The following is an 18384-nucleotide window of genomic DNA, read 5'->3' on the forward strand; positions in this document are numbered from 1 at the left end:
AGCGACAGGGCAAAGGGCTTGTCCACCACCACATGCTTGCCCGCACGCAATGCCCTGTCGGCAAGCGCCGCATGTGTCGCACTCGGTGTCGCGATCACGATCAGATCGATCGCCGGATCCGCCAGCAATGCGTCCACTTCCGCCACACAGGCGATAGCCGGATCGAGCGCGGCCACCTCCGCCGCGCGACTGGTGACGACCGCCGTCAGTTCCAGCGCCGGCACTGCCCGGATCAGCGGTGCATGAAAGACACGCCCGGCCATGCCGTAGCCGATCAGGCCGACCCGGATGCTCATGGCTTCAGCGCTCCCGCCACCAGCGGCGTCAGTTTGCCGACGATGACGGTGACGCCCTCGTCATTGGGATGGACGCCGTCGGGCAGCAGCAGCGCGCGCTTGCCGATCACGCCGTCGAGCATGAAGGGATAGAGCGTCGCGCCATAGGTCTTAGCCAGTTCGGGATAGATGGGATCGAACGCGGCCGCATAATCCGGCCCCATATTAGGCGAGGCCATCATGCCCGTCAGCAGCACGGGGATACCGCGCTTCTTCGCCTCGGCCAGGATCGCGTCCAGATTGGCGCGCGTCTCCTTGGGAGAAAGGCCGCGCAACATGTCATTGCCGCCAAGGCCGACCAGCATCAGGTCGGGTCGGCGAGCCAAGCCGTCCAGCGTGAAGCCAAGCCGCGCCAGTCCCGCCGCCGTCGTGTCGCCCGACACGCCGGCATTGACGACCCGCGCCTTCACCCCCTGCGCCTTCAGCGCCTTTTCCAGCACCGGCGCCAGCCCCTTGCCCTGGTCCAGATTATAGCCGGCATAAAGGCTGTCGCCGAACGCCACGACCAGCTTCGTGTCGGCGGCCGGCTCGGCGTCTTCCACAACCTGCGCGGTGTCGGTGGGCGGGGGAGGGGGCGGCGCACCATCCGAACAGGCGGCCAGATGGACAAACAGCGTCAACGCCCCATATTGCAACAACCTGCCCGCCAAGGAGCGCTCCTTCTTCATGCACTTGCCCATCGATCCCGCCACTATTGCGATCTGCGCGCAGAATGTCACCCTTTCCCTTGGTTCCCGCGACGCGCCGGTGGCGATCCTCAAGGGCGTCGATCTGTCCATCCTGCGCGGGGAGAGCGTCGCCGTCCTAGGCGCATCGGGATCAGGCAAAAGCTCGCTGATGGCGGTGCTGTCGGGCCTTGAACGCGCCAGCGGCGGCAGCGTCGATGTGGGCGGCGTCGATTTCGGCGTGCTGGGGGAGGATGACCTCGCCCGCGCGCGCCGTGGCCGGATCGGCATCGTGCTTCAATCCTTCCACCTGCTTCCCACCATGACGGCGCTGGAAAATGTAGCCGTGCCGCTCGAACTGGCCGGTCATTCCGACGCCTTCGCTATGGCGGCCGAAGAGTTGCGCGCCGTAGGCCTTGGCCACCGGCTCGACCATTATCCCGCCCAATTGTCGGGCGGCGAGCAGCAGCGTGTCGCTATCGCCCGCGCGGTCGCGCCGCGCCCGACCCTTATCTTCGCTGACGAGCCTACCGGCAATCTCGATGCCGCAACGGGGGCAGCGATCATGGACCTGCTGTTCGACCGGCAACATGCTGCGGGCGCGACGCTCGTCATCATCACCCATGATCCGGTGTTGGCCGAACGCTGCGGCCGCATCATCGAAATGCGCGATGGGCGGATCGTCGCGGATCGCACCCTGTGAGCGGGCTTGGCTGGCGAGCGGGCTGGCGCATCGCCCGGCGCGACCTGCATCTGGGCTTTCGCGGGCTGCGTCTGCTCTTCCTCTGCCTGTTCCTCGGTGTCGCCGCGCTGGCGGCGATCGGCAGCCTGACTGCAGCCATCACCCAGGAACTGAGCGACCGGGGCCGCGTCATCCTGGGCGGCGACATAGAAATCGGCATGACCCAGCGTGAGGCGGATCTGGGCAACAAGGAACTGTTCCGGCAACTCGGCACGCTCAGCGAGACGATCCGCATGCGGGCAATGGCGCAGCGGATCGGGCCGGGCAGGGGAGACGCCCCGCCTGCCGTGCTGACGGAACTCAAGGGTGTGGATGATCTCTATCCACTCTATGGCACGCTCGCCTTGCGCAACGGCGCATACCGTCCGATGGATGCAGACCATATCGTGATCGGCGAGGCATTGGCCGACCGTCTGGAGGTCCGACCTGGCGAACAGCTTCGTTATGGTGACGCGACCTTCACCATCAGCGATATCATTGCCGAGGAACCCGACCGGCTGGGCGAGGGCTTCACGCTCGGCCCGGTCGCGATCGTGTCGATGGACGGACTACGCCGCACCGGCCTGATCCAGCCGGGCAGCCTTTATTCGGCCAAATATCGCGTCCGCCTCTATCCCCGCTTCGACGCGGCCATGGTGCGCAATGACCTGGAAAAGGCGCGCGCCCGTGATGGCTGGACCTTCAAGGACAAGGATCGCGCCGCGCCCGGCGCCAATCGCTTCATCGAGCGGATGGGGCGATTCCTGTCATTGATCGGCCTTGCCGCGCTGGTGATCGCCGGCATCGGCGTCAGCAATGGCGTGGCCTCTTACCTCGCTGGCAAGCGCGGCGGCATCGCGACATTGAAGGTGCTGGGCGCGACCTCTAGCGACATCGCCCTCGTTTACCGGATGCAGGTCGGTGCGGTCGCGCTGCTGGGCATTGCGGCCGGCCTGATCGTCGGCGCGGCCCTGCCTCCGCTGGTGATGGCGCTGGCAGGTGACATACTGCCGGTCAGCCCCGGCTTCCGCCTCCATCCCATCCCTTTGCTGACGAGCGCCGCCTATGGCCTGCTGATCGCCTTCCTCTTCACCTTCCCGCCACTTGCCAGAGCGCGTACCCAGCCCGCCGCCGCCATCTTCCGCGGCGCGATCGAAAGCCGGAGCGGCCTTGACCGGCGGAGCCTTGCCGCCATGGGCGGGGCAGGGGCAGGGGCATTGCTGATCGCGCTGGCGCTCGGTACCGCGCGCGAGCCGCTTTTCTCCGCCGCCGTGTTGGGCGCGGTCGCCGCCGTCCTGCTGCTGCTTCTGGGTCTAGGGCTTCTCGTCAGCCGGCTCGCGCGCCGCCTGCCCCGGCCGCGCCGTCCGCTGCTCCGCCTCGCGCTCGCTAATCTGCACCGACCCGGCGCGCCGACCGCTGCGCTGATCGTGGCATTGGGCCTTGCGCTGACACTCTTCGTCACGCTCGCAGGGATCGAAACCAGCCTGAACGCGGAAATCCGTAACGTCGTGCCGAAAAAGGCGCCCGCCCAGATCGTGCTCGACATTCCGGCACCGGAACAGGGGCGCTTCCGACAGATCGTCGAGCGCCAGGCACCGGAGGCGCAGCTCAACATCGTACCCGTCCTGCGCGGCACTATCACCGCCTATGGCACGCAGCGCGTCGCTGACTTGCCCCAACTGCCCGAAGGGGCCTGGTTCCTGCGCGGCGAACGCGGTGTCACCTACAGCGCGGCGCTGCCCGAAGGCAGCGATCTGGTCGCGGGCCGATGGTGGCCGAAGGATTATAAGGGGCCGCCGCTCGTCTCGCTCGACGCCGAGGCAGCCAGCACGCTCAACATCGGCGTCGGCGACATGCTGACCGTTTCCATCCTGGGTCGGGAGATAAAGGCGCGCATCGCTTCCCTGCGCAAGGTCAACTGGGACACGATGGGTTTCAACTATGTGCTGGTCTTCACCCCCGCGACGCTGGAGGCCGCGCCGCACAGCGTCGCCGCCACCATCACCATGGACCCGCGCCACGACAGCGCCATGACCCGCGCTCTCCTCGCAGCCTTCCCCGGCGTATCGGTGATCGCGGTGGGGGAGGTGATCGATCAGGTCGGCACCATCCTGACCCAGATGTCGCGTGCGATACTGGTCGCGGCTTCGGTCGCGATCCTCGCCGGCATTGCCGTGCTGGTCGGCGCGATCGCCGCCTCGCGCCAGTCGCGCAGCTATGACAGCGTCATCCTCAAGACGCTGGGCGCCACGCGGACGCAACTGCTGGGCGGGCAGGCGCTCGAATATGGCCTGCTCGCCGCCATTCTCGCGCTCGTCGCGCTGGCGCTTGGCAGCGCGGCCGCCTGGTTCGTGATCGTGCAGGTGTTCGACTTCCACTGGGCGCCCGACTGGTCGATCGTGCTGGCGACGTTGGCGGGCGGGGCGCTGCTGACGCTCGGCATCGGCCTTGCCGGATCGCTCCCGCTGCTTTCCGTTCGTCCGGCCCGCGCCTTGCGGCAGGTCTGACGGTCCGCTCCGTCGCAAACGGCGCATCGTGCCGGGCGCGGCGGATTATCCTGCGGCCAGACCGACAGGAAAGGCCGTCATGACCAACCAGATACTGACCCGCAGTTTCATCGACCTGCGCGCCTGGGCCAAGGACGCGACCGTGACGAAGGGCGAAGGCGATCCCTTCCCCACCGCCCGCGCGTTGCTGCCGCTGGCGGACGGTCCCATCAGTGCCGGCCTCATCGCCCTGCCGCAGGGCGCAGGCATGGTGGCAGCGATGTCCGCCGACGAGTTCGTCATCGTCGAATCCGGCGCGGTTCGCATCGCGCAGGGCGATCTCGATCTCACGCTTGTGGAAGGCGACAGCGTCGTCCTGCGTAGCGGCGCGGCCTTCACCTGGACCACCGATGCGGACAGCCGCCTCCTCTTCATGCGCCGCACCGGTGGTCCGGCCGGCGACGGCTCGATCATCGCCGTCGATGCCAACGCCCCGCTAACGCCTTCGGGCGCGCCGCTAGCCGAACTGCTGGTCGGCCCGACGCCCCAGTGCCGCAACAACAGCGATTGGAAATCGAACGATGGCGAGTTTATGGCCGGCACCTGGGATTCGACGCCCTATCATCGTCGGGCCATGCGCTATGGCCATTTTGAGATGATGTATCTGCTCGACGGGAGCGTGACCTTCGTCGACGAAGCCGGCACCGAAGGCACTTTCTCGAAAGGCGACATCTTCCTGGTCGAACAAGGCGCCAGTTGCAGCTGGGACAGCCGCGTCCATGTGAAGAAGGTCTATTGTATCTACCGCCCGGCCTGACGGAGAGGCCGGCTCAGGAGTCGAATTGCCTGAGTAGCTGGACTGCGTCGTCGACGGCAGTCCAGGCACGCATCGCAAGACTGGCGCCCACGCTGCACCGGCGGACGCCGAGCGCGGCAAAGGTGCGGATCGACGCATCATAGTCGTGGATGACGACATTGACCGGTTTGGGCGCCACGGCCGCAACCAGTTCAGCGACGGCGCCGGGATCGAGGATGAAGGGGACGAACAGGCAATCCGCGCCAGCCTCGGCATAGGCCACCGCGCGCGCGATGCTTTGCGCGACCGACATGTCCGGTACCCGGAAATTCTCGTTGCGCCCGATCAGCATGACGGCGGGATCGACCGCGTCGATGGCCGCACGCGTCGCGGCGATCCGATCGCGGGCATGATCCAATTCATAGAGCTTGCTGCCCGACCAATCCTCGATCGAAAGGCCGGCGATGCCGGTGTCGATCGCCATTGCGACGTTGGTGGCCAGAGCGGTCGGATCGTCGGCAAATCCATTCTCGAAATCCGCATTCACGGGCAGATCGGTCGCGTCGACCAGTAGCCTGAGATGCGCCAGTACATCGTCGCGGGAAAGCTCGCCATCGTCCTTTCCCGCTGCCCAGGCCGCACCGGCGCTGGTCGAAGCAATGGCCTTGAACCCTGACTTCGTCAGCCGGATGGCGCTTCCCGCGTCCCATGCGTTGGGAAGGATGAAGAAACCCGTTTCATGTAGCGCGCGAAAAGTGGCGCGCTTGTCGGCGATAGTCGGCATCCTCTGGCTCCCTGGCAATTCGCCACGCCAGATGATGCGCCTGTTCGGCACATTCAAGTCGACAGGGACAGGGACAGGGACAGGGACAAGCAGATCGGTTGGATCACGCCATCGGATCAAGCGTTCCCAGCCAGGCCACCAGCCCAATGATGGCGACGGCGGCGCTGCTTTCCACCAGCAGCGATAGCCGCAGATGCGCCACCGCGCGCTGCGGCGTCATGCCGCTTTCCAGAGTCGGCGTCAGCCACCAGCGATTGGCGGCCGCCAGTCCCAGCATCAGCCCGAACAGCGCCAGCTTCGCCGCCAGCAGCCAGCCATAGAGGCTGTCAAGCAGGGCCGGCACCTGCGCCAGCCCGACGATCATCGCGAGATTGACGGCGCCGCTGACGACCAGCGTCGCCACGACCAAAGACCCCATGAGCGAAAAGCGTGCCAGCATCATAGCAACCGGCCGCGCATCATCCCCCGCTCGCAACCGCGTCACCGCGCAGAGCAGCACTGCCAGCGCCCCAATCCATCCCGCTGCCGCCCAGATATGGGCGACATCGGCGGCCCGGTGCAGCGATCCGGTCATTTCTTCGGTTGCGCCGGCATGGCCGGTCCACGCTAAAGTCCCGGTCGCGATTGCCGCAGGCAGTAGCGTCCATCGTATCCCACCCGGCATCACCAGCGCGGCAAGCGCGACCAGCAGGGCCGCACCCCGCGCTACCAAAACAGGCCCGACCGGCGTCATCGTCAACAATATCCGGGCGCTTGCCCAATCGGGGGACGTGATCGGCGTGCCGGTCATCGCCGCTGCACTTGCCAGCAACCACAGCACCGACAGTGCCAGGCCCCCGGCCGCCAACAGCGCCAGCAGGGATTTCCGCCCCGCCATACCCATGACCCACCAGAACAAGGGCAGGCCCATGAGCATGGCAAGGTCGATCATCAGCGCAAAGCGCGCGCCGATCAGCGCCCCCTCGGTCATCGCGGCTTACTTGACCGTAAAGCTGTAGCCGCCTTCCATCTTGTGCTGGTCGGCGCCGACCACATGCCATTTCAGTTCATAGGTACCGGCGGGCAGGGCGCGGGGCAGGGTCAGCGTCATGGTCTTGCCCTCGACCGCGGTCTTGAAGCCCTTGATCGGCATCGGCTCATGATTGGCCATGCCCGGCATCCCGGTCATGGTCAGCTCCACACCGCTCATCGGCGCCAGAAAGGTTTCGGAAAAGGTCAGCGTCAGCTTGGTCGGCTTGGCGACGGTCGCGTTGGCGGCCGGGCTGGACGACAGCAGCTTGGTATGCGCGCTCGCGACGCTGGGCAGGGCAAGCGCCAGAGCAGCGGCGGCGATCAGGAACTTACGGGTCATGGCAATGTCTCCAGCATGATGTTCAGGGCAATTACGCATGGACTTGCCGGACCCCTCGCCCCATGCGCATAATTTTTCGGCCCCAGCCCAAGGGATGGGCGTGTTGCGCGCGTATGCGGTCATGAGGATGGAGAATGAAGCGATGACCGATCTGGACCGAATGCTGGGCGCGGTGCGGGCGATGCCCACCGACGCGCGGCTCGAAGCGATGGACGATGCGGTGATGCGCGGCGTGGGCAGAAAGCGCGAACAGGTGACGGCGCGGCGCAGCCTGATGCTGGCGGGCGTGCTGGCGATCGGCATCGGCTGGGCTGGCAGTATTGTCCCCGCTGCGCCCGCGCAGGCGTCGCCGCTGCCGATCGGCATGTCGGACTATGCGCCCTCACGCCTGCTCGGCCAATGAGGGGTCAATGACCGCCCGCCGCTATATTCTCGTCGCGCTTGTCGCCTTTGCCGCGTCGCTGGCGGCGGTGTTCATCGCGCGCCTCTGGCTCGCCCCCGAACCGCGCGTCGAAAGCGAGGTCCATGCGCTGCTGCACCAGCGCCTCACACTCGACGCCGCGCAGGAAAAGCGCATCCATGAACTGGAGGCCGCTTTCGCCACCCGGCGCGAAGCGCTGGAGGCGGAAATGCGCGCCGACAACCAGCGACTGGCCGACGCTATCGCCGCCGAACATGGCTATGGTCCCAAGGTCGGGGAGGCGATCGACCGGTCGCACCATGTGATGGGCCAGCTTCAGAAGGAAACGCTCCAGCATATCTTCGCGATGCGCGCCGTGCTCCGTCCCGATCAGGCGGCGCAGTTCGACGCCGCCATCGTCAAGGCGCTGACCCAGCCCGCCCGGTGAGCGAAGCGGACCCCGAAGATCGCGCGCTCGCCGCCCGCGCACTGGCGGGGCAGCAATCGGCCTATGGCGCGCTGATGCAGCGGCATCGCGACGCCGTCTACCGGATCGTGCGCGGTCATGTCGGCGACGGCGACGAGGCGCTCGATATCACGCAGGAAACGTTCGTCGCCGCCTTTGCCGCACTCGCCCGCTATGACGGCACGCGGCCCTTTCGCGTCTGGATCGCACGCATTGCGCTCAACAAATGCCGCGACTGGGCGCGCCGCCGCACCGTCCGCCGCTTCTTCGCCTTCGCCAAACCGATGGACGAAGCGCTCGATATCGCTGACCATGGCGCCACTCCGGAGGAGGCGCTCCATTCGCAGCGCGAACTTGCCCGCATCAGCGCCGCCATTGCGTCGCTGCCCGCGACCCTCAAGGATGTGCTGCTGCTCCGCACGATCGAACAGATGAGCCAGGCCGACGCTGCTCAGGTCTTGAGCGTCACCGAAAAGGCAGTCGAAACCCGCCTCTATCGCGCCCGCGCGAAACTCACGGAAATTTTGAGGGATTAGAGTCCCGCCTGCGTATGAAGGGGCATGAGCCAATTGTCCCTCGATCGCCGCACCCTGTTCAAGAGCGCCGCCGCGCTGACGCTGGCCGGCGCCTTCCCCGCCTGGGCGCGCAGCGGCACCGCCGGTCTGCGCCCGGCGCCCGGCGTCCTGTCCGGCGACACGATCGCGCTGACCGTGGGCGAAAGTCATTTCGGAACCGGCGGCCGGTCGGCCCATGCCATTACTATCAACGGCACCGTTCCCGCGCCGCTCATTCGGCTGAAGGAAGGGCAGAATGTCCGCCTCGCCGTCACAAACAGTCTGAAAGAGGATACGTCGATCCACTGGCACGGCCTGATCGTCCCCTTCCAGATGGACGGCGTGCCGGGCGTCAGCTTCCCCGGCATCCGGCCGGGCGAAACCTTCACCTATGAATTTTCGGTCCGTCAGTCCGGCACCTACTGGTATCACAGCCATTCGGGCATGCAGGAGGCGATGGGCCATTATGGGCCGATCGTCATCGACCCCGCCGGTCCCGATCCGGTCCAGTCCGACCGCGAACATGTGATCGTACTGGCCGACTGGTCGCCGGTCCACCCGCATATCCTGCTGAAACGCCTCAAGCAGATGGGCGGCTACCATAATTTCCAGCGCCAAACGCTCGCTGGCCTGCTCCAGGGCAAGGACCAGAAGCTCAGGGATCGAATGGACTGGGGCGCCATGCGGATGGATCCGACCGATATCTCGGACGTGACCGGTTCCACCTACAGCTTCCTCGTCAACGGCCATGGCACTCCGGAAAACTGGACCGGCCTCTTTGCGCCCGGCGAGCGGGTGCGGCTGCGCATCGTCAACGCATCGGCCATGACCAATTTCAACGTCCGCCTGCCCGGTCTGCCGATGACCGTGGTCCAGTGTGATGGCCAGCATGTCCAGCCGGTGGAGACGGACGAATTTCAGATCGGCATCGCCGAAACCTATGACGTGATCGTCCAGCCGACCGAAGCGAAGCCCTACGGCCTGATCGCCGAAGCCATCGACCGCTCCGGGCAAGTTCGCGCCACGCTCGCGCCGCAGATCGGCATGGTCGCGCCCATTCCCGACCTGCGTCAGCGCCCGCTCCTCACCATGAAGGACATGGGCATGGACATGTCGGGCATGGATATGGGGCAGGGCGGCGTGATCGACCTCAGCCAGCCTGCCAATGACAGCATGTCCGGCCACAGCATGAAGATGCTCGACCCCTCGGTCGCGCCGAATGTGCCGATGGGGCCTGGGGTCGCGACCCTTTCCTCCATGCCCGCCGATCGCACCGCCGACCGGCCAACGGGTCTGGAGGAGGTCGACCATCGCGTCCTCACCTATGCCGACCTGCGCGCACTCGAACCGAACGAGGATGTTCGCACGCCGACCCGCACCCTCGACATCCACCTCACCGCAAACATGGAACGCTATATGTGGTCCTTCGACGGGGTGAAGCTGTCGGACGGCGCCGATCCCATCCCCTTCCGCCATATGGAGCGGGTGCGGGTGAACCTCATCAACGACACGATGATGCCGCACCCCATCCATATCCACGGTCATTTCTTCCAGCTCGTCACCGGCGAGGATGCGACCCATAATCCGCGCAAGCATACGGTGAACGTCCTGCCCGGCGGCAGGATCAGCTTTGATCTTACCGCCGACGCGATCGGCGACTGGGCCTTCCATTGCCATATGCTGATGCACATGCACGCCGGGATGATGCGCGTCGTTACGGTCCGTCATGAAGGAGGTGCGGCATGATCCGCCTGGCCGCTGCCACGCTGCTGCTCGCGGGGATCGCAACGCCGTCCCTCGCGCAGACGATGGACCATAGAGTCCACCAGATGCCGCAAGTGGAGGAAGAGGGCGCGCAGGATCAGCCCGCCAACCCCCATGCCGGTCACGGCGCGCCCGCAACCGATGCAGCTATCCCGCAGGGCGTCGCCCCGCCGGTCCCGACCGACCATGCCGCCGAAGCCTTTTACGCCCCCGATGTCATGGCCCGCTCCCGCGCCGCGATGCGACAGGAAAGTGGCGGCATGACCTTCTCCCAATTGATGATCGACCGTGCCGAGTATCGCGCGCAAAAGGGGGGCGACGGCTATCATTGGGAGGGCGAAGGCTGGATCGGCGGCGATATCAACCGCCTCGCCATCAAGTCGGAAGGGGAGGGCGAGGTTGGCGGCCGCCTCGAAAGCGCCGAGCTTCAGATGCTTTACAGCCGCGCCATCGACCCCTGGTGGAATGTCGTCGCGGGCGTCCGTCAGGATTTCCGTCCCCAGCCCCAGCGCACCTATGCGACGGTCGGCATCGAAGGCCTCGCCCCCTACTGGTTCGAGCTGGAAACGCAGGCCTTCCTCTCCGACAAGGGCGACGCCCATCTGCGCGTCGAGGGCAGCTATGACCAGCGCATCACCCAGCGGCTGATCCTGCAACCCGCCGCCGAAGTGAATATTGCTGCGCAGGACGTGCCGGAACTGGGCATCGGATCGGGCCTGTCGAATATCGAGCTTGGCCTGCGCCTGCGCTACGAGTTCGCCCGCGAGTTCGCGCCCTATATCGGCGTAAACTGGGAACGCAGCTTCGGCGACACCGCCCGCTATGCCCGCGCGGAGGGGGATGGGGCATCGACCACCAGCCTCGTCATGGGTATCCGCTTCTGGTTCTGATCGTGATCAGATGAACAGGAAATCGGCGGCGGAGAAATTCGCTGCCGTCAGCGTCGCCGATGGATTGCCGATCTCGATGCCGAAGTGTGCGCCGCTGCTGGTCGTCACCCATAGCGCGACATCGCCATCGGGCTGGTCCTGCGCGAATACCGTGCCGGCCAGGCCCGAACTGCTGAACTGGGTCACACCCAGCTTTTCCAGCACGATGCGGTCGACCCCGTCCTGAAAATCGTCGATCCGGTCGCCGCCGTCGAGCGCGCCTGCGCCCTTGAACACGAACCGGTCGGCGCCCAGACCGCCCCAAAGGCGATCGGCACCCTGTTCCCCGAACAGCACATCGTCGCCCGCGTCGCCCAGCAACTGGTCGTTGCCTTCGCCGCCATAAATCTGGTCGTTGCCATCCCCGCCCAGCAGGCGATCCTGACCGCCGCCGCCCAGCAATATGTCCTGGCCGCCTTCGCCGATCAGCCTGTCGTCATCGGCGCCGCCATCGATCAGGTCGTTGCCGTCGCCGCCTTCGATCAGGTCGTCGCCTGCGCCGCCCAGCATCTGGTCGTCGCCCCACTCTGCTGAAATAATGTCGTCGCCCGCCCCCCCGACGAGGTAATTGTCGCCGTCGCCGCCATCGACACGGTCATTGCCGTCCCCGCCGTCCATACGATCGTCGCCCGCTTCACCCTTCAGCGCGTCGTCGCCACCCTCGCCATAGATGATGTCGTTGCCATCGCCGCCCGACACCGCTTCGGTCGTCAGCAGGCCGGTCGCCGGGTTGATCTCGTTGATGAAGCCGTCATCATCGTCGCCGGCATAGATGCGGTCATTGCCTGGCCCGGCATCGATATAGTCCCGTCCTGCGCCGCCATAGATGATGTCGTCGCCGGTGCCGCCCAGCATCATGTCATGGCCCCAACCGCCGTCGAGCGTGTCGTTGCCGTCCTTGGCCTCCAGCGTGTCGTTCCCCGATCCGCCGCGCAGCACATCGTTGCCGGGGCCGCCATCCAGCCCGTCATTGCCGTCGCCGCCGTCGAGCAGGTCAGCGCCCGCCGCGCCTTTCAGGAAATCGTCACCGGCCTGGCCATATAGTTTGTCGTCGCCATCCTCGCCCAATATCTGATCATCGCCCGCGCCGCCGGACAGTGTATCGTTGCCGGCATAGCCCCGGATCAGATCCGCAAGCGTCGATCCATAGAGCGTGTCATTATTGTTCGTGCCAAGGATGTTCATGACTCATCGCCACCGAAATCAGGACGCGCGCAGGCGCCGGGCTTCAGGAAGCATGATATGGCCGCACCGGCCCGGCCAGTGCGCAGGGGGATATGTCCGATGGTTCAGCGCCAGGACACCTATTTGCCCAGATGCTGCTCCACCAGAGCGACATGCAGCCGGACGCCCAGTTCCAGCACGTCGTCGTTGAAGTCGTAATGCGGGTTGTGCAGCGGCGTCGACCCTTCGGGCTTGGCCTGCCCCAGCCAGATATAGGCGCCCTTGCACGCTTGCAGCATGAACGCGAAATCCTCTGACGTGAAGGCCGGGTCGGGTGCCAGTTGTGCGGTGCCGACCGTTGCTGCCGCCGACAGCGCCTCCTGTGCGGCCTCCGCATCGTTGATCGTCGCGGGATAATAGCGCTGATAATCGACCTTCGCGGTCAATTCTCCCGCAAGAGCGACCCCCGTCGCGACCTGCCGGATCGATTCCTCGATCCGATCCTGCACATGGGCGTCGAAGGTGCGCACCGTCCCCGAAATCGTCACCGCTTCGGGTATCACATTATGCGTATGGCCGCCATGGATCTGAGTGATCGACAGCACCGCCGACGCGGTCGGCGCGATCCGGCGCGACACGATGGCGTTCAGCTGCTGAACCAGAGAGGCGGCGGCAAGAATGGCGTCGGGCGTATCCTGCGGGATCGCTGCATGGCCGCCGCGCCCTTCGAGCCGGATCTCGAACTTGTCGGCCGCGCCCATGATCGGGCCGGGCCGCGTCGCGATCGTGCCGGCGGGCAGGTCGGGCCAGTTGTGCAACCCGAACACCCGGTCGCAGGGGAAGCGCTCGAACAGCCCTTCGTTCACCATTTCGCGCGCGCCGCCCTGCCCCTCCTCGGCGGGCTGGAAGAAGAAATTGACCGTCCCGTCGAAAGTGCGGCTCCGCGCCAGATGCTGCGCCGCGCCCAGCAGCATGGCGACATGCCCGTCATGGCCGCAGCCATGGAATGTGCCCGGCGTCGTGCTGGCATAGGGCAGGTTGGTCTGCTCATGGATCGGCAGTGCGTCCATGTCGGCGCGAAGGCCGATGCTGCGCGATGACGTGCCGTTGCGCAGCACGCCGACCACGCCGGTCTTGCCGATCCCCTCATGCACCTCCAGCCCCAGCGTGCGCAGCTGTTCGGCGATCCGGCCGGCGGTGCGATGCTCGCAGAAGCCAAGTTCGGGATGCGCATGAATGTCGCGGCGGAAGGCAACGAGCGGTTCGATCAGGTCGGCAATGTCGATCATGGTACAGCCTTATCTGAAAATGTGCTGAAACGCACATTTTGCCGCACCGGGCACACCCAGCCGGCCGCCCATCAGGATATCGCCGTGGGTGGCCGGGTGGGGGTGCGGGCCGGTGCAGTTCTCAACAAAACACCCTATCTCTGCTCGCCGAACAGATGCTGGATCGGGTAATGGTGCTTGATGAAGGGTGACTTGATCACGACATAGCTGAAATATTTCTCGATGCCGTAGTCGCTCTCCAGCATCCCCTCGATGATCGACTGATAATGCGCCACGCCGCGCGTCACGAATTTCAGCAGATAGTCGTAACCGCCGCTGACCAGATGGCATTCGACGATCTCGTCCAGCTTGCGGATGCGCGTCTCGAACCGCGAAAAGTCGCCGGCGCGATGCTCGGTCAGCGTCACCTCGGTAAAGACGGTTAGATATTCGCCCAGCTTGTGCAGGTTGATATGCGCGCCATAGCCGGTGATGTAGCCCGCCTTCTCCAGCCGCTTCACGCGGGTCAGGCAGGGACTGGGGGACAGGCCCACCGCGTCGGCCAGCTCGACATTGGTGATGCGGCCGGATTGCTGAAGCTGCGTGAGGATCTTGAGGTCGATCCTGTCCAGTCTGGGTCCGCCCAACATATCCCTGCTCCCCCTTCTTCTATCTCACCGCCGCGCGAATATCCGCTTCTTCGAGCAGATCGTCGAGCGTTTTGCGGATGCGGGCGAAGATCATGTCCATCTCTTCATCGGACGCGCAGAGCGCCGGGGCAAGCCCGATGATATTGTCGGCGAAGGCGCGGAAGATCACGCCATTCTCATACCCCCTGGCGAACAGCCGGTCGGCCAGTTTCAGGCCGGGATCGAAGCGCGCCTTGCTGCCCTTGTCCGCGACCAGCTCGATCGCGCCGAGCAGTCCGCGTCCGCGCGTGTCGCCCACCATCGGGTGATCGGCGATGCCCGCCATGCCCGCGTCGAAGCGCGCGGCGACCTTCTGCCCGTTCGCCAATATGCCGCCTTCGGTATAGAGACGCAGCACCTCCAGGCCCACCGCGGCGCTGACCGGATGCCCGGAATAGGTCGCGCCATGGCCGATCACGACATCGGCCGAGGCACCATTGGCGATGCCCTGATAAACCTTGTCCGACATCAGGACCGCGCCCATCGGCACATAACCGGCGGTCAGTCCCTTGGCGACGGTCATCAGGTCGGGGGACACGCCTTCTGCATCGCAGGCGAACATCGGGCCGGTGCGGCCGAATGCGGTGATGACTTCATCGGTCACGAACAATATGTCCAGCGCAGTGCAGGCGTCGCGCATCGCTTTCAGCCAGCCGACCGGCGGCACGATGACGCCGCCCGAACCCTGGATCGGCTCGCAGAAGAAGGCAGCGACATTGTCCGCGCCCAGCTGCGCGACCTTATCCTTCAGCTCCTGCACCGACCGGGCGATGATCGCGGCGTCATCGCCTTCCAGATCGCTGCGATAGGGATAGGGCGACGCGATATGATGTTGCCAGCGCAGCGGCAGGTCGAAACCGCGATGGAAATTGGCGAGCGCCGTCAGGCCGGCGCCAGTGCTGCTCGATCCATGATAGCCGCGCTCCAGCGCGATGCACTGCTTCTTCTCCAGCTTGCCAATCGCGTTATAGTAATGGGTGATGTAGCGGATCGCGCTATCCACTGCATCGGACCCGCCCAGCGTGAAGTAGACATGGTCCAGCCCTTCGGGGCTGAGGTCGACCAGACGTTGCGCCAGCTTGACCGCCGGCTCGCTGCCGAAATGGAAATAGCCCGTCGCATAAGGCAGGCGGCGCATCTGCTCCGCTGCCGCTTCCACGATGCTGTCCTGTCCGTAGCCGACATTGACGCACCACAGGCCGGCAAAGGCGTCGAGCAGATCCTTGCCGTCCATGTCCTTCAGCCACATCCCCTTGCCGCTTTCCAGCAGCAGCGCGCCATGCGCCTCATGGCCGCGGAAGGAGGTGACGGGGTGGATCAGGTGGTCGCGGTCGATGTCCAGCAGGGACCGGTTGCTATGCAGCGTCATCAGGGGGGCTCGCTGTTGTGGTCATAAGATCAGCCTAGCCGCATGCCGCAGAGCGAAAGCCCGATATTGTGGGGAGAGTTATCGTCCCGGCACTTAATCGGGAACCGACGCAGCATAATCTGCTGCGTTCCCGCCGGTTGCGCCAGGGCCGCGTCTCAGCCGTCTTCGTACAATTCCAGCGGCAGGCCATCGGGATCGGCGAAGAAGGTGAAACGCTGACCGGTATATTCGTCCACCCGGATCGGCTCGCATTCCACGCCATGATCCGTCAGTCGCGCGACCTCGGCATCCAGGTCGGCGACCATGAAGGACAGGTGCCGCAGACCGCAGGCTTCGGGTCGCGAAGGGCGGGCCGGCGGCGTTGGGAAGGAGAAAAGCTCGATCTGCGCATTGCCGGCGTCGAGATCGCATTTCCAGCTGTCCCGAGCCTCCCGATACACTTCGTGCAGGATAGGAAGGCCCAGGATTTCGGAGTAGAAATGGCGCGAGCGCGAATAGTCCGAGCCGATGATGGCGATATGGTGGACGCCGCGCAGCCCCATCCCTTAGCGCTCGATCTGGCTGACGTCGCGCACCGCGCCCTTGGCGGCGTTGGTGGTCATCGCGGCATAGGCGCGCAGGGCCGGGGAGACTTCCCGCTTGCGGCCGAACGGTTTCCACGCCTTGGCGCCGCGCGCTTCCATCTCCGCGCGACGTTCGGCGAGAATGGCGTCGTCCAGGTCGACCTTGATGACGCGGGCCGGAATGTCGATGACGATCGGATCGCCCGTCTCGACCAGCGCGATCAGACCGCCTTCGGCCGCCTCGGGCGAGACATGGCCGATCGACAGGCCCGACGTGCCGCCGGAAAAGCGCCCGTCGGTGATGAGCGCACAGGCTTTGCCCAGACCCTTCGACTTCAGATAGCTGGTCGGGTAGAGCATTTCCTGCATGCCGGGGCCACCCTTCGGCCCTTCATAGCGGATGATGACGACGTCGTTCGCCTTCACCTCATTGCCCAGGATGCCCGCGACCGCGGCGTCCTGGCTTTCATAGACACGCGCGGTGCCGTGGAAGACGAGGATGCTCTCGTCCACGCCGGCGGTCTTCACGATGCAGCCTTCGGGGGCGAGATTGCCGAACAGAACGGCCAGACCGCCATCCTTGGAGAAGGCATGTTCGGCCGAGCGGATCACGCCCTTTTCGCGATCGGTGTCCAGTTCTTCCCAGCGTTCCGACTGGCTGAAGGCGACCTGCGTCGGCACGCCGCCCGGCGCCGCGCGGTAGAAGTTGCGGACTTCCTCGCTGTTGGTGCGGCCGATATCCCAGCGGGCCAGCGCGTCGGCCATGGTGCGGCTGTGGACGGTCGGCAGCGACGCGTCGATCAGGCCGGCGCGCTCCAGTTCGCCCAGGATGGCCATGATGCCGCCGGCGCGGTGGACATCCTCCATATGGACGTCGTTCTTGGCGGGTGCGACCTTGCAGAGGCAAGGGACGCGGCGCGACAGGCGGTCGATGTCCGCCATGGTGAAATCGATCCCGCCCTCGAAAGCAGCGGCCAGCAGGTGCAGCACCGTGTTGGACGAACCGCCCATGGCGATGTCCAGGCTCATCGCGTTTTCGAACGCGGCGAAATTGGCGATGCTGCGCGGCAGGACGCTGTCGTCATCCTGCTCATAATAGCGCTTGGTGATGTCGACGATCAGATGGCCGGCTTCGCGGAACAGGCGTTCGCGGTCGGCATGGGTGGCGAGCGTCGATCCGTTGCCGGGCAGGGACAGGCCCAGCGCCTCGGTCAGGCAGTTCATCGAATTGGCGGTGAACATGCCCGAACAGCTGCCGCAGGTCGGGCAGGCGGAGCGCTCGATCGTCTGGACTTCCTCGTCGGTGTAGCTTTCGTCGGCGGCGACCACCATCGCATCGACCAGGTCGAGCGCGACCTTCTTGCCGCGCACCACGGTCTTGCCCGCTTCCATCGGCCCGCCGGAAACGAAGACGACAGGGATGTTGAGCCGCATGGCGGCCATCAGCATGCCGGGCGTGATCTTGTCGCAGTTGGAGATGCAGACGATCGCGTCGGCGCAATGGGCGTTGACCATATATTCGACGCTATCGGCGATCAGGTCGCGGCTGGGCAGCGAATAGAGCATGCCGCCATGGCCCATGGCGATGCCGTCATCGACCGCGATGGTGTTGAATTCCTTGGCGACGCCGCCCGCTGCCTCGATTTCGCGCGCGACGAGCTGACCCAGATCCTTGAGGTGGACATGGCCGGGCACGAACTGGGTGAAGCTGTTGGCGATGGCGATGATGGGCTTGCCGAAATCCTCGTCCTTCATCCCCGTCGCGCGCCACAAGCCGCGCGCGCCGGCCATGTTGCGGCCGTGGGTGGTGGTACGGGAACGATAGGCAGGCATGACTCGGATCCTTCAGGCAATAATGCGGCCCCTCTACAGGCTGGGACCGGCCTGTGAAACATATTATTCCTTTTATGGAGTCATTGCGCCATTTTCTTGCGTGTCTGCCCGGCGGCAGATCGGCAGATCGGCAGATCGATGCGAGGTGCAACCCACGCCTTGCGTCGCGCTCTCCCCTTAACTTCGCACATTTCCCGCAGATTTTGATATTTCATGTCAAATCTCAGAAATTATATTTCGATATTGT

General features: G+C 65.4%; 19 protein-coding genes. 8 read left to right on the plus strand and 11 right to left on the minus strand.

The genetic code is table 11. The features are described 5' to 3' along the window. Together VMR39_RS20325 and VMR39_RS20330 are read right to left on the minus strand one after the other, a co-directional pair. A partial coding sequence (locus VMR39_RS20325; protein ID WP_325418461.1) for a Gfo/Idh/MocA family oxidoreductase occupies nucleotides 1–296 on the minus strand: 296 nt, incomplete at its 3' end. After that, nucleotides 293–1003 carry an arylesterase gene (locus VMR39_RS20330; RefSeq protein ID WP_325418463.1) on the minus strand — a complete coding sequence of 237 codons (711 nt, stop codon included), beginning with the start codon at nucleotides 1001–1003 and terminating at the stop codon, nucleotides 293–295. The genes VMR39_RS20325 and VMR39_RS20330, both read right to left, overlap by 4 nt. Between VMR39_RS20330 and VMR39_RS20335 the strand changes: the two genes are divergently transcribed. The 3 genes from VMR39_RS20335 to VMR39_RS20345 all read left to right on the plus strand — a co-directional run bounded on the left by VMR39_RS20335 (nucleotide 1002) and on the right by VMR39_RS20345 (nucleotide 5024). Further along, a complete protein-coding gene (locus VMR39_RS20335; protein ID WP_325418466.1) occupies nucleotides 1002–1703 on the plus strand; it encodes an ABC transporter ATP-binding protein in 702 nt (233 codons plus the stop codon). The two genes, VMR39_RS20330 and VMR39_RS20335, sit on opposite strands and share 2 nt — an antisense overlap. After that, nucleotides 1700–4228 carry an ABC transporter permease gene (locus VMR39_RS20340; protein ID WP_325418468.1) on the plus strand — a complete coding sequence of 843 codons (2529 nt, stop codon included), beginning with the start codon at nucleotides 1700–1702 and terminating at the stop codon, nucleotides 4226–4228. Before VMR39_RS20335 ends, VMR39_RS20340 begins: the two co-directional genes overlap by 4 nt. A gap of 79 nt (nucleotides 4229–4307) precedes the next feature. Beyond that, the gene (locus tag VMR39_RS20345) at nucleotides 4308–5024 is read left to right on the plus strand and encodes a cupin domain-containing protein (protein WP_325418470.1); all 717 of its coding nucleotides are present in this window, start codon (nucleotides 4308–4310) and stop codon (nucleotides 5022–5024) included. A 13-nt stretch (nucleotides 5025–5037) separates the two neighbouring features. On the opposite strand, the gene VMR39_RS20350 is transcribed toward VMR39_RS20345, so the two are convergent. The 3 genes from VMR39_RS20350 to copC all read right to left on the minus strand — a co-directional run bounded on the left by VMR39_RS20350 (nucleotide 5038) and on the right by copC (nucleotide 7138). Then, nucleotides 5038–5787, minus strand: coding sequence for an isocitrate lyase/phosphoenolpyruvate mutase family protein (locus VMR39_RS20350; protein ID WP_325418472.1), 750 nt, complete (start codon nucleotides 5785–5787; stop codon nucleotides 5038–5040). 103 nt (nucleotides 5788–5890) lie between these two features. Beyond that, entirely contained in the window at nucleotides 5891–6757 is an 867-nt protein-coding gene (gene copD / locus VMR39_RS20355) for a copper homeostasis membrane protein CopD (protein ID WP_325418474.1), read from the minus strand. 6 nt (nucleotides 6758–6763) lie between these two features. Beyond that, a complete protein-coding gene (copC, locus tag VMR39_RS20360; RefSeq protein ID WP_325418476.1) occupies nucleotides 6764–7138 on the minus strand; it encodes a copper homeostasis periplasmic binding protein CopC in 375 nt (124 codons plus the stop codon). Between the two features lie 142 nt (nucleotides 7139–7280). Here copC and VMR39_RS20365 point away from each other — a divergent pair, with 142 nt between their 5' ends. From VMR39_RS20365 to VMR39_RS20385, 5 genes are read left to right on the plus strand one after another with little or no spacing between them, the layout of a single operon-like run. Beyond that, nucleotides 7281–7541, plus strand: coding sequence for a hypothetical protein (locus tag VMR39_RS20365; protein WP_325418478.1), 261 nt, complete (start codon nucleotides 7281–7283; stop codon nucleotides 7539–7541). A 7-nt stretch (nucleotides 7542–7548) separates the two neighbouring features. After that, nucleotides 7549–7986, plus strand: a complete 438-nt coding sequence (locus tag VMR39_RS20370; protein WP_325418480.1) for a periplasmic heavy metal sensor — start codon at nucleotides 7549–7551, stop codon at nucleotides 7984–7986. Continuing rightward, nucleotides 7983–8540 (plus strand): sigma-70 family RNA polymerase sigma factor, encoded by a 558-nt coding sequence (locus VMR39_RS20375; protein WP_325418482.1) that lies wholly within the window; start codon nucleotides 7983–7985, stop codon nucleotides 8538–8540. The genes VMR39_RS20370 and VMR39_RS20375 overlap by 4 nt, the downstream gene beginning before the upstream one ends. A 24-nt stretch (nucleotides 8541–8564) precedes the next feature. Continuing rightward, nucleotides 8565–10304 carry a copper resistance system multicopper oxidase gene (locus tag VMR39_RS20380; protein ID WP_325418484.1) on the plus strand — a complete coding sequence of 580 codons (1740 nt, stop codon included), beginning with the start codon at nucleotides 8565–8567 and terminating at the stop codon, nucleotides 10302–10304. Beyond that, nucleotides 10301–11212, plus strand: coding sequence for a copper resistance protein B (locus tag VMR39_RS20385; RefSeq protein WP_325418485.1), 912 nt, complete (start codon nucleotides 10301–10303; stop codon nucleotides 11210–11212). Before VMR39_RS20380 ends, VMR39_RS20385 begins: the two co-directional genes overlap by 4 nt. A gap of 6 nt (nucleotides 11213–11218) precedes the next feature. Here the strand turns inward: VMR39_RS20385 and VMR39_RS20390 are convergent, their stop codons facing one another. From VMR39_RS20390 to ilvD, 6 genes are all read right to left on the minus strand, one after another. Then, the gene (locus tag VMR39_RS20390; protein ID WP_325418487.1) at nucleotides 11219–12436 is read right to left on the minus strand and encodes a calcium-binding protein; all 1218 of its coding nucleotides are present in this window, start codon (nucleotides 12434–12436) and stop codon (nucleotides 11219–11221) included. Nucleotides 12437–12555: 119 nt separating this feature from the next. Beyond that, nucleotides 12556–13704, minus strand: a complete 1149-nt coding sequence (locus tag VMR39_RS20395) for a M20 aminoacylase family protein (RefSeq protein WP_325418489.1) — start codon at nucleotides 13702–13704, stop codon at nucleotides 12556–12558. Between the two features lie 134 nt (nucleotides 13705–13838). Continuing rightward, a complete protein-coding gene (locus VMR39_RS20400) occupies nucleotides 13839–14333 on the minus strand; it encodes an Lrp/AsnC family transcriptional regulator (protein WP_066855158.1) in 495 nt (164 codons plus the stop codon). Between the two features lie 19 nt (nucleotides 14334–14352). Then, nucleotides 14353–15741 carry an aspartate aminotransferase family protein gene (locus tag VMR39_RS20405; RefSeq protein WP_325418492.1) on the minus strand — a complete coding sequence of 463 codons (1389 nt, stop codon included), beginning with the start codon at nucleotides 15739–15741 and terminating at the stop codon, nucleotides 14353–14355. A 155-nt stretch (nucleotides 15742–15896) separates the two neighbouring features. Then, a complete protein-coding gene (locus tag VMR39_RS20410) occupies nucleotides 15897–16283 on the minus strand; it encodes a VOC family protein (protein WP_422663732.1) in 387 nt (128 codons plus the stop codon). 3 nt (nucleotides 16284–16286) lie between these two features. Next, the gene (gene ilvD, locus VMR39_RS20415; RefSeq protein WP_325418494.1) at nucleotides 16287–18137 is read right to left on the minus strand and encodes a dihydroxy-acid dehydratase; all 1851 of its coding nucleotides are present in this window, start codon (nucleotides 18135–18137) and stop codon (nucleotides 16287–16289) included. Nucleotides 18138–18384 lie beyond the last annotated feature (247 nt).

The organism is Sphingobium sp. (assembly GCF_035511395.1).
GTDB lineage: Bacteria > Pseudomonadota > Alphaproteobacteria > Sphingomonadales > Sphingomonadaceae > Sphingobium.